Source organism: Microcoleus sp. Pol12B3, from assembly GCF_036701355.1.
Taxonomy (GTDB): Bacteria; Cyanobacteriota; Cyanobacteriia; order Cyanobacteriales; family Microcoleaceae; genus Microcoleus.
On sequence record NZ_JAUBQS010000010.1, the window covers coordinates 40,946 to 56,772 of the forward strand.

Genomic DNA, 15,827 nt, shown 5'->3' on the forward strand with positions numbered 1-15,827 from the left:
TCACTGGGGGAAAATTTGGGGTAGTTTTTGTGATGCGGTCGCTGCTGTTAAAGATCGATCGCCAATGATCACATCACATAATTTTAGTATTTAAGAACTTGCGGAGGCGAGTAAAGAAGTTTTCCCGACGGGGATTGAGATCTAGAAAATCAACTTTTTCGCCTTCTAAGCGGCGGGCAATATTGTCGAAGGCAGTTCCAGCTAAAGAGGCCGTTTCCGACAATACTAATGGTTCGCCTCGGTTGGTGGAAACGATGACGCGCTCGTCGTCGGGAACGACGCCTAACAGCGAAATGGCGAGGATTTCCCGCACGTCTTGCACCGACATCATATCATTTGCCAGCACCATTGCGGGTCTGATCCGGTTGACGATTAGGTTGATTTTCTTGACGTTGTTGGCTTCCAGCAGACCGATGACTCGATCGGCATCGCGGACTGCAGCGATTTCGGGAGTGGTGACAATTATCCCTTCTTGAGCCGGCGCGATCGCATTTTGAAAACCTTGTTCAATCCCCGCAGGAGAGTCGATCAAAATATAGTCGTATTTTGGTCCCAACATCCCCACAAGCTGCTTCATTTGCTCGGCGCTGATGGCGTCTTTCATCCGAGTTTGGGCAGCCGGCAACAACACCAAGCGCGGCTGCCGCTTATCTTTCACCAAAGCTTGCTCTAATCTGCACTCTCCAGCGAGAACTTCTAATGCCGTGTAAACAATCCGATTTTCTAAGCCCAGCAGCAAGTCTAAATTTCTGAGACCGAAATCGGCATCAATTACGGCAACGTTGCGCCCCCGCTTAGCTAAAGCCATGCCGAGATTGGCTGTGGAGGTGGTTTTTCCTACACCGCCTTTCCCTGATGTAACAACAATAATGCGAGCCATAAGCGATTTTAGATTTATTGGGAATTGGTGATTGGGAATTAGTAATTGGTAATTGGTAATTGGTAATTGGTAATTGATTTTATTATTGGTTGATAATTAGCAATTATTTTTGGGTAATTTTGCAGCAATCTGTTATTCAGTGAATTAACTCAACACTCAAAACTCTTCTTGTAATACTAATTCTCTATGAATTTGCACTTGATTTTTAAATCGTCCTTTAGTGGCTCATTTAGCCAAGGGAAAAAGTATCAAGTGCCGGCTTAAAGAGAAATAGTATTACCAATTACTCATTACTAATTCCTAATTATCCATTAACAATTACCAATTATCGATTACTCATTACCCCCGACTAACTGCGATTTGTCAAAATCAGAGGCTCTACCGATCCGAATCCCTTGGGGCGTCACATAGGCGACTTCCGGGAAAAACTGAGCGGGTGAGGTTTCTGGGCCTCTGGCAACATACTTAGCAATCCTAATCACCATCGGTTCCATCTGCAAGGTCATAATCACGCTTTTGGTATTGCCACCGGCACCGGCGTGCACTACTCCCCGCAAACGGCCCCAAACTAGGATATCGCCTCCGGCGATGACTGAGCCGCCGGGATTTACGTCTCCCAAAAGTACGACGGTGCCTGGATGACGAATTTCTACGCCCGATCGCACTGTCATCTGCAAATATAAAGGTTCCGCCAGCGATTGCGGTTTTTCAGAGGCGGCTTTATTCAGGGAAGAAACCGGAGGCTGCTGTTCTACACAATAACCTGCCGTAGCTGCGGCAACGGCGGTTTGGCGGCGACTGGTGTGGACTCGTTTGAGTTGCAGTTCCACTTCGGAGAGGGCCTCAGCGATTTCTTGCAGTTGGCGGATATCTAAAAGTCGATCGCTCCCCATCAATTGTACTTCTGCGTTTGGCTGCCAAAAGCGTTCTCCTGCGTTCAGCCTGACTTTTAGCTGCTGCCAAAGTTCAGTCCAAGTCGAGGCGGAGGCTGTTGCGGGTTCGCTATTGGTTTCTGGGGGGAGTAGCAACAGTAGCTGTCCATCTTCGGTTTTGAGTCGGACTTGCAGCTCCAAGCTGACTTCGGGTGTTGATTGAGTGGCAGGGGCGGAAGTAACTCCGGCGGTGGCATCGGGTGTCATGGACAGGTCTGAGTTCGGGTAGGGACAGGTTAACATCAATATTAGCCTGAGTGGTCATTAGTCATTAGTCATTAGTCATTAGCAGGGGACTCCACGCGCACTTTAGACAATTATAGGACTTACGCATGGAGGTCTAGAAACCGGTTTTTTTTACAAAAATACTTCGTTGCAACTTGCCGATTCGCTAAAAAACCCGGTTTCTTCGATCCGTGCATAAATCCTGAATTACCAATTCCCCATTCCCCATTCCCCATTCCCCATTCCCCATTACTATATGCAACAAATAGAACGTTATCGCGGCAGTCTCCTAGGTTTAGCAGTTGGTGATGCTTTGGGAACAACTTTAGAGTTCTGTCGCCCAGGAACGTTTGTGCCTATTAACGATATAGTTGGCGGCGGCCCGTTTCGATTGCAACCGGGCGAGTGGACTGATGATACTTCGATGGCGCTTTGTTTGGCTGAAAGTTTGATTGAGAAACAAGGTTTCGATCCTGTCCATCAGTTAGAAACTTATTTGCGGTGGTGGCGAGACGGACATTTGAGCAGTACGGGTGAATGTTTTGATATTGGCAATACGGTGCAACAAGCACTTTGGCAGTTTGAAGATACAAACAAACCTTATTGCGGTTCTACGGATGCTTGGACTGCTGGCAATGGTTCGATTATGCGCTTGGCTCCCGTGCCTTTGTTTTATGCTACAAATCCTTTGGAAGTCATAGAAAAATCTGGACAAAGTTCGAGAACTACTCACGGTGCTGCTACTTGTGTGGATGCTTGCCGCTATTTTGGTGCTTTAATTGCGGGGGCTGTGAATGGAGTTGCTAAAGATGTGTTGCTTTCGGAAAGATATTGTCCGATTTCGGAATATTGGGCAGCAAATCCCCTGGTGGCAGAGATTGATGAGATTGCGGCGGGTTCTTTTAAACTGCGACAACCTCCTGAAATTAAAGGTACGGGTTATGTTGTCAAGTCTTTGGAGGCTGCACTTTGGGCGTTTTACAACAGTTCTTATTTTGCGGAAGGCTGTTTGTTGGCTGTGCATTTGGGCGACGATGCGGATACTACTGGTGCGGTTTACGGACAATTGGCGGGGGCTTTTTACGGGGAGGGGGGAATACCGGAAAAATGGCGATCGCAATTAGTATATCGCTCTTTAATTGCATCTTTTGGCGATCGGCTTTTGACTTTATATAGATCGCTCTGAATCCTTATATCAGTTTTCAACCTTCTTTGTTTTTACAATAACCAGCAACTTGAGTTAATATAAATAGATTTACACAAACGTTTCTGGTTGATGGTTAATACAATGGTACTCGAAGGCCAGTCTATCAAAGCCAAACCAACCGTCACCTGGAAAACCCTACCAGCTAACTTCGTATTACCAGACTATCCGGTGGAAAATATTCAACAATCTTCTCTCGCCGCTGGTTTCACCGATGCACTGGTAGCCGCAGGATGTATCCAGACAAAAATGCTGATTGGCTCTAATTTTGGGCTAGTCGCCACAGCCAATAAAACAATTGTTTTCAAAGCTCCAGACTGGTTTTATGTGCCACAAGTGCCTTCTAGCAGAGGGGGTAATTCGCGGTAGTTATACTCCTAATACTGAAGGTGCTAATGTGGCGATGTGATGGAGTTTCTCTCGGAAGCAGAGGGAGGAGAATTATGGGTCAGAGCAACTCCGCCCTATGGCAAACTCCACTTTTACGAAGAGATTCTTCAAGTATCTACTTATGTCACTTACGATCCATACGAAGGTATTTTAGAAGTGCGCTATTTGTAAGATCGGCGGTATGTTTTACATTCAGCCAATGAGCAGGGGCGGGTGTGCATTCCACAACTGGAACTATATCTGGGGATTTGGTCCGGGGAAAGGTTGGGACAAACTATGAACTGGCTGCGCTGGTGGGATAATTTAGGTAATTTGTTGCTGTGGAGTTCAGAACAAGCTGAGCAAGAAAGGCAAAGGGCTGACCAGGAAAGCCAAAGGGCTGAACGATTGGCGGCTAAGTTGCGCGAATTGGGAGTCGATCCAGATTGCACGCTGATGGAAAGCTAATTTGCGATCGCCCTTAATACACAGAACTGATCCAACCCTCTACCAGAATAGGCGCAACCACAGGCAGATTGTGCCTACAAAACGCTATATTTTTTTGTCCCTAAGTCCTGAATCGAAAATCAAAAATTAAAAATCGAAAATCAATTGACGTTTGTAGCAATTCGTGATATTATTCTCCGCATTTGTCTCGATATAAAAAATATTTATGAATAAATCTTAAGTTTTAATTAAATTTAGTATTATAATTTTGGTAACTTCCAACTAAGTATTTATTCTCACTATGGTAGCGGATCAATTTCCTTGGCTGACCGCAATTGTCATCCTACCCCTCCTAGCTTCCCTCGCCATCCCTTTCCTGCCGGATACAGACGGCAAAACCATTCGCTGGTATGCCCTAGGCGTAGGTATTGCAGATTTTGTATTAATGTGCTGGGTGTTTTGGACTCATTACGATCCAAGCATCTCTACTTTCCAAATCGTAGAGCAATATTCCTGGATACCTTCTTTAGGCCTCAACTGGTCTGTGTCGGTTGACGGACTGTCAGTTCCGTTGGTATTGTTGGCGGGATTGGTGACGACACTATCAATCTTTGCAGCCTGGGAAGTCGATCGCAAGCCGAGACTCTTCTATTTCCTGATGCTGGTGATGTACTCGGCACAAATAGGAGTGTTCGTCGCCCAAGACATCATGCTGCTGTTCATTGTCTGGGAACTAGAACTAATTCCGGTGTACCTCCTCATCTCGATTTGGGGCGGACAAAACCGCCGCTACGCAGCTACAAAATTCTTGATTTATACCGCAGGCGCTTCCATCTTTATTTTAATAGCTGCCTTAGCAATGGCATTCTACGGCGGAGGCACCCCCACCTTCGACATGGTAGAACTTGGCTTGAAGGACTATCCACTGGGTTTAGAATTACTGCTTTATGCGGGATTGCTGATTGCCTTCGGTGTGAAACTGGCGATTTTCCCCTTCCACACTTGGCTACCTGATGCCCACGGTGAAGCATCTTCTCCCGTGTCGATGATTCTGGCCGGCGTATTGCTGAAAATGGGCGGATACGGGCTGATTCGGCTGAACTTGGAACTTCTTCCCCAAGCACACGTTTACTTTGCACCGATTATGGCGGTGCTCGGCGTGGTCAACATTATCTACGGGGCGCTGAATTCCTTCGGCCAATCGAACATGAAGCGCCGCTTAGCGAATTCGTCGATTTCTCACATGGGATTCGTGTTGTTGGGTATTGCTTCCTTCACGGATTTGGGAATCAACGGGGCGCTGTTGCAAATGATTTCCCACGGTTTAATCGCCTCAGTATTGTTTTTCCTGGCTGGCGTTACTTACGATCGCACCCATACAATGATCATGGACGAGATGGGCGAGATTGGAAAAGTCATGCCGAAAGTGTTTGCCTTGTTTACCGCAGGCGCGATGGCATCCTTGGCACTCCCCGGCATGAGCGGTTTTGCTAGCGAACTCTCAGTGTTTGTGGGCGTCGCAACTAGCGATATGTACAGCAGTTCTTTCCGCGCGGTGACAGTGTTCCTGGCTGCCGTAGGACTGATTTTGACGCCTATTTATTTGCTCTCAATGCTGCGACAGTTATTTTATAACTGTGGGACACTAGCGGCTTGCGACCTTGAGGATCTAAATTTGCAGAATCAGAGAAAAAATCTGGATGAAGCGGTTTGTTTTGGTAATAGTTGCGTTTTGCCGGGTGATGCACCGTTTATTGATGCTAAACCTCGGGAAGTGGCGATCGCCTTTTGCTTTTTGATACCGATTGTCGGCATTGGTTTTTATCCCAACATGGCGATGCAAGTCTACGATGCCAAGACTGTCGCAGTCAACGCAGAAGTCCGCCAATCTTACATCCAAATCGCTCAACAAAATCCTCGGATTTATGCGAATCAACTTTTGGTTCCCAAGATTGCCCAAGCTCAAAAATCGCCTGCTTTGGACAAAATTACACGGTCTGAATCTGCATCGGTTTTTGGCATTGTCAAATAATTTTATCGAATTCTGTTTTTGTTAAAAATTGGGCGATCGCTTTTGTCAAAGGGCGATCGCTTTTTTCTTATCGCTGAATTTCTGAAATAATCTGTGCCAGATTCTGCCTAGCATATCCCACCTCAAGAATCGATTCATCCTCCAGATCCGAGACAACTTTATTCAAGATCTTTAGCGGTTCTTCAGAGCCTGTCGTCTTCACAAACAAAACTTGCAACCGATTTTTTACTAATGCTAAAATAGAGCTACTTGGTTTGCCTTTATCGCCTTTCCGTTTAGCAATGTTGATGCTCAAGTTGTGAGTTTTCAACAGCCGCATTCTTTCTCTTCCTTGCGTCTTAACTGTCTCCAAAACCTCTGCTCGAATCTGCTCCACTAATCTGTCGGTAACATATTGCACGATCAAAGGTTGAAGCATAAAAAAAGTTTCCCCGCCCTCACTGATTTTGTCAATCAGCGAGCGACGACCCAGAGAATCGAGATTTTTCAGCAAATCTGAAAACGATGAATTGACGAACATCTGCTCTCGTAAAGTTGGCAGGGAAATCGGGGTTTGAGCAATAGCAATCCAGTAGGCAATATCTTGTTCTGAGCTCGATATTCTATCGAACTGCTGCGCCAACAAATTGCTGATATGTTCTTCAATAAATAAAGCCGTTGCTTCCAAAAGCTTGAAAACATTCCCCTCGAAAAACTCATTAATTGTTGTCGCTACAATCTTTAATGCTAACAGATTGCCTCCGTACCGAGATAACAAGATTTCCAACTCTCGCTCTTGAGGCAACAAACCTTTTTCTTGGAAAATTTCCCGGGCTATTTCCGAGGAAATAGCAGGTTTTAAAGACCGCACTTTTTCTCCCGCCAGCAAAGCCAGTTCTGTAGGTTCTTCCGAACTAACTAGCAGTAAACAGCTATTGTGATTGACCTCACACAGCCGCACGATTAGATCTCGATATCCTTCGTAGCCTTCCCGGTAGTGTCCCGCTAATTCTTCGGGTCTGAGAACCGCTTCAAAATCGTCTAAAATTACCAGACAGCGGTGTTTCCGCAGATACTCGACCAATCGCGAAATTTTGCTGTTGAGGTCGATCCTCTTCGAGGGCTCGGCTAACGGCACATCGGGTTTTTGTTGGTTAGAAAAAAGTTGAATTAAGCTTCCTAGGAAATCGGATGGTGCTGGTGTCGATCGCAGGGATCGCCAAATCACAAAATCAAACTCATTCTGTACCTGTTTTGCCAACTGCACTGAAAGAGTTGTTTTGCCGCTACCAGCCAAACCCAGCAGCGCTACCAGCCGACAATTATCTGATACAATCCACTGCTTTAAAGTAGTTAATTCTTCAGTCCGTCCGTAAAAAACCGAAACATCCGGTGCTTGGCCCCAATCTTCCTGTCGGTGTCCAATCGCCATCTTCAATAGAGAGCCTTTACCTCGACTAAAATCGCTCGTTCCCTGATCGGTGTGGTATGAAAACAGCAACTGATGCCTCAATTCCGAAAGCTTTCCAGGGCCGTTCCCCCCGATATGAAACTTTTTGTAAACTTCGCCGAGTCTTTTGCGAACCGCGATGTCGCTAATGCCAAGCTTGGTTGCAATTGTCGCCGTAGATTGACCGTCGAGAGCCATAAAGACTGTTTCTAACTCGGCATCTGTGACGCCGCGCTCCTTAGCGATCGTTTGCACAAAGCTTTGAGGAATCGGAGTAGTCAAGGTAAGAATCTCGCCTATACTAAAAATCTATCTTCCATTATATTCTGTGAGTTCTCGCGGGCGAGCAATTAAATCGAATCCGCCAAAGTTCAGCTTGCTTTTTGTTTGGGCAGTTTTAGATATTTATACCAATTATCGATCGTGATACCACTTCAAAAAAAGAATACAACTTTAGTAGAACCTATTATAGGGTTGGTGGAGCCGCGGCGATTCCTCTGTAGAACCCAACTATAAATCTTCAACCGCGCCTCCACCCACCGCGCACCCACAACCGGGTAAATGTACAATCCCTGAAAGCAGTGCTGTCTCAGCTAAAAACCTTCGTACTAGCGCGGTATTCTTCCGTCGAAACCAGTCGCCAACCCCCATCGCCCAAAAGTTCCAAAACCTGCTGGTGATATTGCAACAAACTCATTCTGTGACCGACACTCACAAAAGTAGTTTTAGTGGCTTGCAACTGCTCGTATAAATGTTGCTCGTTCTTCAAATCCAAAGCACTTGTCGCCTCATCCAAAATAGTATATCGCGGTTCCGTCAATAACAATCTAGCAAAAGCTAAACGCTGTTGTTCTCCCAGCGACAAAATCTCACCCCAATCTAAATCCGCATCAAAGCCGCCCAATCTTTCCGGCAAATCTGCTAAGTTTACTGATGCCAAAACGCGACGCAATTTTTCCTCATCAACCTCGCTGCTGGTGTTGGGATACAGAAGTTGCGATCGCAAACTACCCAAAATCATATAAGGACGCTGCGGCAAAAACAGCATCTCCCCCAATTCCGGCCGCGCCAAACGGCCCGTTCCCGATTCCCACAAACCCGCAATTGCCCGCAGCAAAGAACTCTTCCCAGCACCGCTTTGGCCGACAATTAACAGTCCTTCACCGGGCTGCACTGCTACCGACAAATCGCTAATCAAAGTCTTTTGATGCTTGGGAGTATCTAAAGTAACGTGTTCCAGTGTCAATTGCGAACTTATAACTGTATCGATTGTTCTGAAGTCTAGTTGTACAGCAGTTTTTTGATTTTTTATAGAGTCATTAAACGTGGCTAAACGATTAATTCCCGCTGCAAACAAACTCAAGCTTTCAATCCTATATACAACCAAAGAAAAGGCATCGGAAACCTGACGAAAAGCAAATTCAGCTTGAGTAATATCACCGTATCGGATCTCACCTGCAAAGTAGATAGAAGCCAGGAATAAAGAAGGAATAATATAAGTTGCATATCTATAGCCCACTCTAAAATATCCCAGATTTCGCTGCCAACCAATTAGCAAATTAAAGTTCCGAACAGCTTGTAAAAAGCGGTGTTTTACCTGAATAGATTCCTGTGCTTCTCCCCGGTAAAAAGCAATTGATTCTGCATTGTCCCGAATGTGAACCAATCCATAGCGAAAGTCAGCCTCTTTGGAGAGCTGGTTGAAGTACAAAAATATCAACCTTTTGCCAAAAATTACCATGACTGTAGTGCCAAAGACAGCATAAATAATTAGTCCGAGCGAAAGAGCTTTGGAAATAGACCAGAGAATCCCTGTAAAAGAAATAATATCGATAACTGCTCCCAATATCAGCAGCAAAAACTCTAAACTTGTGCTAGTGAAAGATTTGATATCTTCCGCAATCCGCTGGTCGGGATTGTCGATTTCCTTCTGAGAATTGATTTCGTAATAAGCGCGGTTTTGCAAATAACTACCTAGGAAACTATCAGTCATCCACTCTCGCCAGTACAATCCCAGTTTATCTTGAGTATACCCGTAAATAACAACTATCGGGGTACCGATAATAAAAACTCCAGCATAAACCCACATAAACCGCCAAAAAGTAATTTGATCTTTTTCAGCCAGCGCTGTCGTGAAAAAATTACTAATATAGCTAATGACTACGTTAATTCCGCTAACAGACAGCGACAAAAATAGCAGCAGAGCTAACATTATCCACTGCTTCCAGCGCGGTATCAGCTTGCTTCTAAAAAAGACAAAAGCAGCCAGCGGGAGGATTAGCATTAAACCAACGATCGCAATTGTCGGTGAGTAGATAATTTCTTTGATTAAAGTAGCTAAGCCAGCCGCAACCCCGTTAAAAGCCTCTGGAAATAAGACTTGAGCAACCAAACTAATAACACTGACAGCCACAAACATCGCAGCGAACAGAAATATCAACAACAGCACTACTAATCCTAAAAAGATTCTGCCACCTCCCGGCTCTAAAGGATAAAAGTAAGGTTGAGCGATCGCAATAAATCTCTGCCACAACTGACGGTCAAATCGATTCATCTTTGCTGTTTACAAAACTACTTTGACTTTTCTAACATATCAAGCCTGGTGACAAAATGCAGCAGTAATTTATTTCGGACTTTCGCGAAAATTTTGTCTCACCCACAGACGGAAACTTGTTTTCCGAGTTAACTGGTTGACAGAAAAAGCTTAGGAACTTACTTCAAGCTTTTAGATTCATCTGTTGAATCAATTATTTAATCTCAAATCTCAAATTGCTCTAGCTGGAAGAAGTTGCGCTATCGCCGGCCAAGTCGGACTGCAATTTACTGCTGTAAAATCGTTGGCTAATTCCTAAAATTACTTGTTTCATTAGCCAGTACAAAACAGCAATTACTACAAAAGTTACCGCCATGACTAAGACCGGACGCTTGCCTATCAAATCGTTCATTACGGTGTTAACTAGCGCATCGGGGTTAGTCAGAATGTCCCAACTGTTGAAGCGGATAAATCGCCCTAAGTAAATGCCGATCGCCGAAAGTGCGTGTATAGTTATCTCCGTTGCCAGGATAAATTTACTCCAACCCTGTTGCTTCAAATAGTAACCCAAATTCATTACCGACAGCACGTAAGCCCCAAACCCAACCAGCATAAACGCCAGATACTGCGGGATCAAAGCTAGAGTCACAATCCACACCGAGTTCCCCTCTTTAATCTGACGTATGAGGTGAATGATATCAGTTAAAACGTAGGGCGCATTAGGCAAAAATGCGATAAACCAGAAAAAACCGCCCCACCACCGGAGAGAGCGAACTCCGCGCTGCCGGAGTACCCAAATGTCTACAGCCATCAATGCGAGTGTAATGGCGATCGCGCCCAAAACGTAAGTTTTGCCCACATCTTGCACAATGTGCTTCAGATAAGCCAAAACATGGCGCGTACTGGGCAAAAAAGTAGCGCCCAGGAGAAAGGCCGTACCCCACAGCAGCCAGGGCGATCGAGGTTTGCGGAACAGCCAAAAACTCAGGCCCAGTGGTACTAAAGCCAAAAACAAATTCCAAGACATCCACCGGACATTGTGTCCCATTGCTTGCAGCGCTTCCAGGATAAATCCCATCATGTCAATTTTTATACAATTAAAGGTTTGATGCAGCACCGCTTCCTTAGCAGCTTCAATCTATTTTAGTCGTTAACTTGTAGGGTCCGTCACCTTATGACCCCAAATGCCACGCCTGAAAATCAGGAACTGCTAATAGTTGTAGGGTGCCTCAGCTTATGACTCGACGCCCGCGCCTGAAAATCTAAAATCGACTGACGCCCTCTACCACTGTGGAGTGAATTCTAAAATCTAAAATCTAAAATCTAAAATCTAAAATCTAAAATCGACTGACGCACCCTACTATTCATGCACTTAGTCAAACGGAATCTCAATCTTAAAAGTCGTTCCGCATCCTATGGATGAAATACAGTCAATCTTACCCTTGTGCTTTTCCACCACAATCGAGTGCGCGATAGACATTCCCAGCCCCGTACCTTTTCCCACAGCTTTCGTAGTAAAAAACGGGTTAAAAATTCTATCAACTATTTCATCGCGAATGCCCGTACCGTTGTCCGAAATTTCTACCCTAATAGTTTTCTGGGGAGTTACACCCGTGGAAATAGCAATCCGTCCACTCTTTGTCTCTGATTCTGGAACCGATAACTGGTGATATCGTTCTTCAATAGCATCAATTCCATTAGCAATAATATTCATAAATACCTGATTCAGTTGGCTCGCATAGCACTCCACAAGTGGCAGTTTTCCAAAATCCTTAATTACTTCAATTTCCGGGCGGCTGTCTCGACTCTTCAAGCGGTGCTGCAAAATTAACAATGTACTCTCAATTCCCGCGTGAATATCAACCGGCTTCATTGCCGATTCGTCGAGTCGCGAGAAATTTCTGAGGGACAACACAATTTGCCGGATACGCTCGGTTCCTACCTGCATTGAACCCATAATTTTTCTTAAATCCTCAGCCATGAAACCCAAATCAATCTCTTCTATGCGAGCGAGAATTTTTGAATTAGGTTCGGGATACTCATGCTCGTAAATAGTCACCAGATCGAGTAACTGTTTTGTATACTGGTTGAGATAATCAATGTTAGCGTGAATGAAGTTAACGGGATTATTGATCTCGTGAGCGATCCCTGCGACTAATTGCCCCAAAGAAGACATCTTTTCAGTTTGAATGAGCTGAGTTTGAGTAGAGCGCAATTCCAGCAGCGCTGACTCTAAATCTCGAGCTTTTTCTCTTTCTCGCGCCTCGCTTTGCCGCAGTGCTTCCTCTGCTTGCTTGCGAGTCGTAATATCCTGGGAAACTCCAATTATTACTTTAGCCTTACCGTCCGCACTCCTGCTAAAAATAGTATCCCGACTTTGCAGCCACAACAATTGACCGTCTGCTGCCAGCACCCGGTACTCAATTTCCCTAGTTTCGCCATCTTCAACTCCTGTAAAGCTGGCGTGATGTTTCCCAATTTTAGGCAAATCTTCCGGGTGTATTAGCTGAGGCATTAGTGACGAATCCATCGCTGTAATGTCATCGCTGCTATAGCCCAAAAGCTGCTTCATTGAAGTATTAGTGTAGATATTTCGCTGTTCTTCCAAATCGTAGAGATACAAAATACCGGGAGTAGCATCGGCTACTTTTTTAATGAACTGCTGGCTTTCTTGCAAAGCTAACTCAGCTTGTTTGCGATCGGTAACATCAACGGTGATGCCGTCCCAAAGAATATCGCCATTTTCTTTAGCTTCAGGACGCGAGTTTGTCTGAAACCAGCGAACCTTGCCCGAAGGCAGCACCAGCCGTCCTTCCCACTGCCAAGGCTGCAAAGTTTGCGCTGAAATAGCAACAGATTCGCAGTAATTTTGGCGGTCGTCGGGATGAACCAAATCTGTTAGCAAAGCCGAATTTTGCAGAACAGCTTCTGGTTCTAACTCAAACATTTCTAGGGAACCAGGACTCATGTAAGGGAAGCTAACAGAGCCATCTGCACGCAACAAACATTGATAAATGATTCCCGGCAAATTAGCAGATAGCTTTTGGAATCTTGCCTCACTTTCCCGCAGTGCTTCTTCTGCTTGTTTGCGCTCCGTAATGTCAGTAATTGAACCCACCATGCGGCCTGCTTTTCCAGATGCGTCCCACAAAGCTTGTCCCCGACTCAATATCCATTTGTAGGTGCTGTTGTAGCACCACAATCGGTACTCGGTGATGTAATGCGGCGTTTTCTTGTTTAAGTGGTCTTGGAGAGCTTGCATTACTAAGGTTAAATCGTCGGGATGCGTACCCCTGTTCAATTCGCCAAAGTAATCGAGAGTTTGGCTGTGTTCGTATCCAGTTATTTCTTTAAATCGATCGGACAGGAATAGTTCCCCTGTTTGCAAGTTCCAATCCCAAATGCCGTCATTGTTGCCTTTGAGTGCTAACTGCCAGCGTTCTTCAGTTTGCATCAATTGAGCAGTTCTATCTTTGACTCTATTTTCTAGTTCTTGATTTAGCTTTTTGAGACTTTCTTCGGCATGGTTGCGTTCGATCGCAATTCCTGCTAAATTAATAATCGCTTCTATCAATTGCAACTCAAATTTTTGGGGGTAGCGGGGTTGGGGATAATACATTCCAAAAGTTCCCAAAACTTGACCCTGAGATGAGAAAATAGGAGTAGAAAAGCAAGCTCTCAGTCCAAAACTCAAGGCTAAATCTCGAAAATTTTTCCACAAAGGATCGCTGGCAATATCTGTAACGATTACCTGTTGGCGACTAAAGGCAGCAGTGCCGCAGGAACCGACATCCGGGCCGATGGCGATGCCATGAATAGCAGCATTGTAGCTGTCGGGCAAACTGGGCGCGGCTCCGTGAAGTAAATGTTCGCCATCTGGAGTTAGAAGCAATATCGAACCCATGACATCTCTAGATTGCTGCTCGATAATTTTAACTAAAGTATTTAAAGTCTCGCCAAGAGTTGCGCCCTTAGCAATCTTTTCTAAAATTTGTTTCTGACCGGTTAACCAATTTTCAGCTTGTTTTCGCTCCGTAATGTCGCGAGCCACCCACAGAACCGTTTTTTCTTTCATCGGCGAAATTGTAGCGGCAAACCACTTTTGTATGCTGGCAATTTCCAGGTTATATTCAAAAGTAAAGGTTTGATTTTTAGCTAGGGCGGTGCGAATTTGCTCCAGAAAAAATTTTCCTTTTTCTGGATCGAATAAATCGTTAATTTTTTTACCTGCAAATTCCGCCGTGTCCTTGTACAATAATTGGGGATTTGTCGGGGCAACTTTCAGGAACCGTCCCTCAATATCGAGCTCGAAAATTACGTCGTTCATGGCAGCGAACAAAGCTCGAAGTTCGGATTCTGAAGCTTGGAGGGCGATTTCAGCTTGTTTGCGATCGCTAATATCCGTCCCGATACAAAGCAGTCCTGCCAAATTTCCTTTCGCATCTAGTAAAGGTTTATTTGTCCACGCTATCCACACCTTTTCCCCTTTGCTGCGGATGCTTTCATTTTCGTTTTGGAAGTATTTTTCCGGCTGTGTCAAACAGTCTCGAATCATTGCCGCCAGGTCACTTTCGGATAAATCTGTTTTCGGTATAATTGTGCCGATCGCACTTTTGCCGATGATTTCTGCTTCTGAATACCCGAAAAAAGTTTCAGCAAACTCGTTAAAAAAAGTAATCTTGCCTTCACTGTCTAACTGCACAATCATGCTGTTAGCATTTTCAACTAATTGCCGGTACTTAACTTCGCTCGAACGCAGTTTCGCACGGCCGTACACCCAGCTAAAAACTGCGACCCCGGTCAGAAGTGCCAGCGAGTCGCCTCCGAAGAGCAGCCACCCCCTAAACGGCGAATTCGCAGGCCATCCTCCCGCCGGAATTGCTGCCAACTGCCAGGAACCGTTGGGTAAAGTCACTTCCAGCAGCACGGGATTGTGCTGAAAAATTGACCCATCACCGAAAAACACAGGGCCGGATGCTCCCTTCCCGTCTTTGCCCCGCAGAGCGTATTGGAGCTTCGCTGAGGAGTCGTTGAGTCCTGCTTCTTCAATCAGGGAATTTTTGTCGATGATCAAACCTGTCAAGCCCCAGTAAACTCCTGTTTCAGGCTCGGCGCCCGAAGGTGTGAGAAAAATCGGCGATCGGCTGATAAACGTCTCGTCCCCCTCCAGTAATTTCACGGGCCCGGCTAGCAAAGTTTTTCTGGTGTAGATAACCTCTTTGACCATTTGTCGCTGTGCGGGTAGCGCCGTCAAGTCAACCCCGATCACCGCTTCATTTCCCTCCCGTGGATAAATGTAAGCGACCCTCGTGCCTTTAACTAAAGTTATGGCGCGAATGCCGGCTTGCTCTGCCACCAGAATTCTCGCCGTCGCTGCAAACTCGGCTTCGGTGATGTTTGGGTTATTGGAAAGGTAAGCCCCCAAACCCCGCGTCAAAAACACGCGGGAATTCAAAGCGCCTTCGAGCTTAGAACGGACTGTGCTGAGGCGATCGAGGGTGCTAGCGCGGTTGTACTGCAAAAACCGTCGCTGTTCCGATCGATCTAAAATGCCAACTCCGACCAAAATTGCTATTGATGCCGAAATAGCTGCTAAATACGGTGAAATTTGGAATTTTTTAACCTTAAAGTATTCCATCTGCCGGGGGTTAAGGTATTTTTTTACGTCTTTAGATAGATTTAGTTTAGTTTGATTTCTATAAACAAAGGCAAGCTTTCGGGGATACCGGGCTTTTCGCAAGCTAGCACGAGTTTTGGGTCTTCTAGGACGCCCGCT

Annotated in this window: 8 protein-coding genes and 1 pseudogene; 3 read left to right on the forward strand and 6 right to left on the reverse strand. The window is 45.4% G+C overall.

All coding sequences use genetic code 11. The features are described from left to right. Positions 1-73: 73 nt before the first annotated feature. Positions 74-880 carry a septum site-determining protein MinD gene (gene minD, locus QUA53_RS07320; protein WP_333041590.1) on the reverse strand — a complete coding sequence of 269 codons (807 nt, stop codon included), beginning with the start codon at positions 878-880 and terminating at the stop codon, positions 74-76. A gap of 332 nt (positions 881-1,212) precedes the next feature. Beyond that, the gene (gene minC, locus QUA53_RS07325; RefSeq protein ID WP_333095972.1) at positions 1,213-2,019 is read right to left on the reverse strand and encodes a septum site-determining protein MinC; all 807 of its coding nucleotides are present in this window, start codon (positions 2,017-2,019) and stop codon (positions 1,213-1,215) included. Between the two features lie 274 nt (positions 2,020-2,293). Here minC and QUA53_RS07330 point away from each other — a divergent pair, with 274 nt between their 5' ends. From QUA53_RS07330 to QUA53_RS07350, 3 genes and pseudogenes are all read left to right on the forward strand, one after another. After that, on the forward strand, positions 2,294-3,223 hold the full coding sequence (locus QUA53_RS07330) for an ADP-ribosylglycohydrolase family protein (RefSeq protein WP_333095942.1): 930 nt from the start codon (positions 2,294-2,296) through the stop codon (positions 3,221-3,223). A 102-nt stretch (positions 3,224-3,325) separates the two neighbouring features. Continuing rightward, positions 3,326-4,078, forward strand: a pseudogene (locus QUA53_RS29150) (hypothetical protein). A 280-nt stretch (positions 4,079-4,358) separates the two neighbouring features. Beyond that, entirely contained in the window at positions 4,359-6,089 is a 1,731-nt protein-coding gene (locus tag QUA53_RS07350; RefSeq protein WP_333095938.1) for an NAD(P)H-quinone oxidoreductase subunit 4, read from the forward strand. A 67-nt stretch (positions 6,090-6,156) separates the two neighbouring features. On the opposite strand, the gene QUA53_RS07355 is transcribed toward QUA53_RS07350, so the two are convergent. From QUA53_RS07355 to QUA53_RS07370, 4 genes are all read right to left on the reverse strand, one after another. Next, positions 6,157-7,800 (reverse strand): NB-ARC domain-containing protein, encoded by a 1,644-nt coding sequence (locus tag QUA53_RS07355; protein WP_333095937.1) that lies wholly within the window; start codon positions 7,798-7,800, stop codon positions 6,157-6,159. A gap of 307 nt (positions 7,801-8,107) precedes the next feature. Continuing rightward, positions 8,108-10,072, reverse strand: a complete 1,965-nt coding sequence (locus QUA53_RS07360; protein ID WP_333095936.1) for an ABC transporter ATP-binding protein/permease — start codon at positions 10,070-10,072, stop codon at positions 8,108-8,110. A gap of 220 nt (positions 10,073-10,292) precedes the next feature. Then, positions 10,293-11,132, reverse strand: coding sequence for a DUF1361 domain-containing protein (locus tag QUA53_RS07365; protein WP_333095935.1), 840 nt, complete (start codon positions 11,130-11,132; stop codon positions 10,293-10,295). 291 nt (positions 11,133-11,423) lie between these two features. After that, positions 11,424-15,689, reverse strand: coding sequence for a PAS domain S-box protein (locus QUA53_RS07370; protein ID WP_333095934.1), 4,266 nt, complete (start codon positions 15,687-15,689; stop codon positions 11,424-11,426). Between the last annotated feature and the right edge of the window lie 138 nt (positions 15,690-15,827).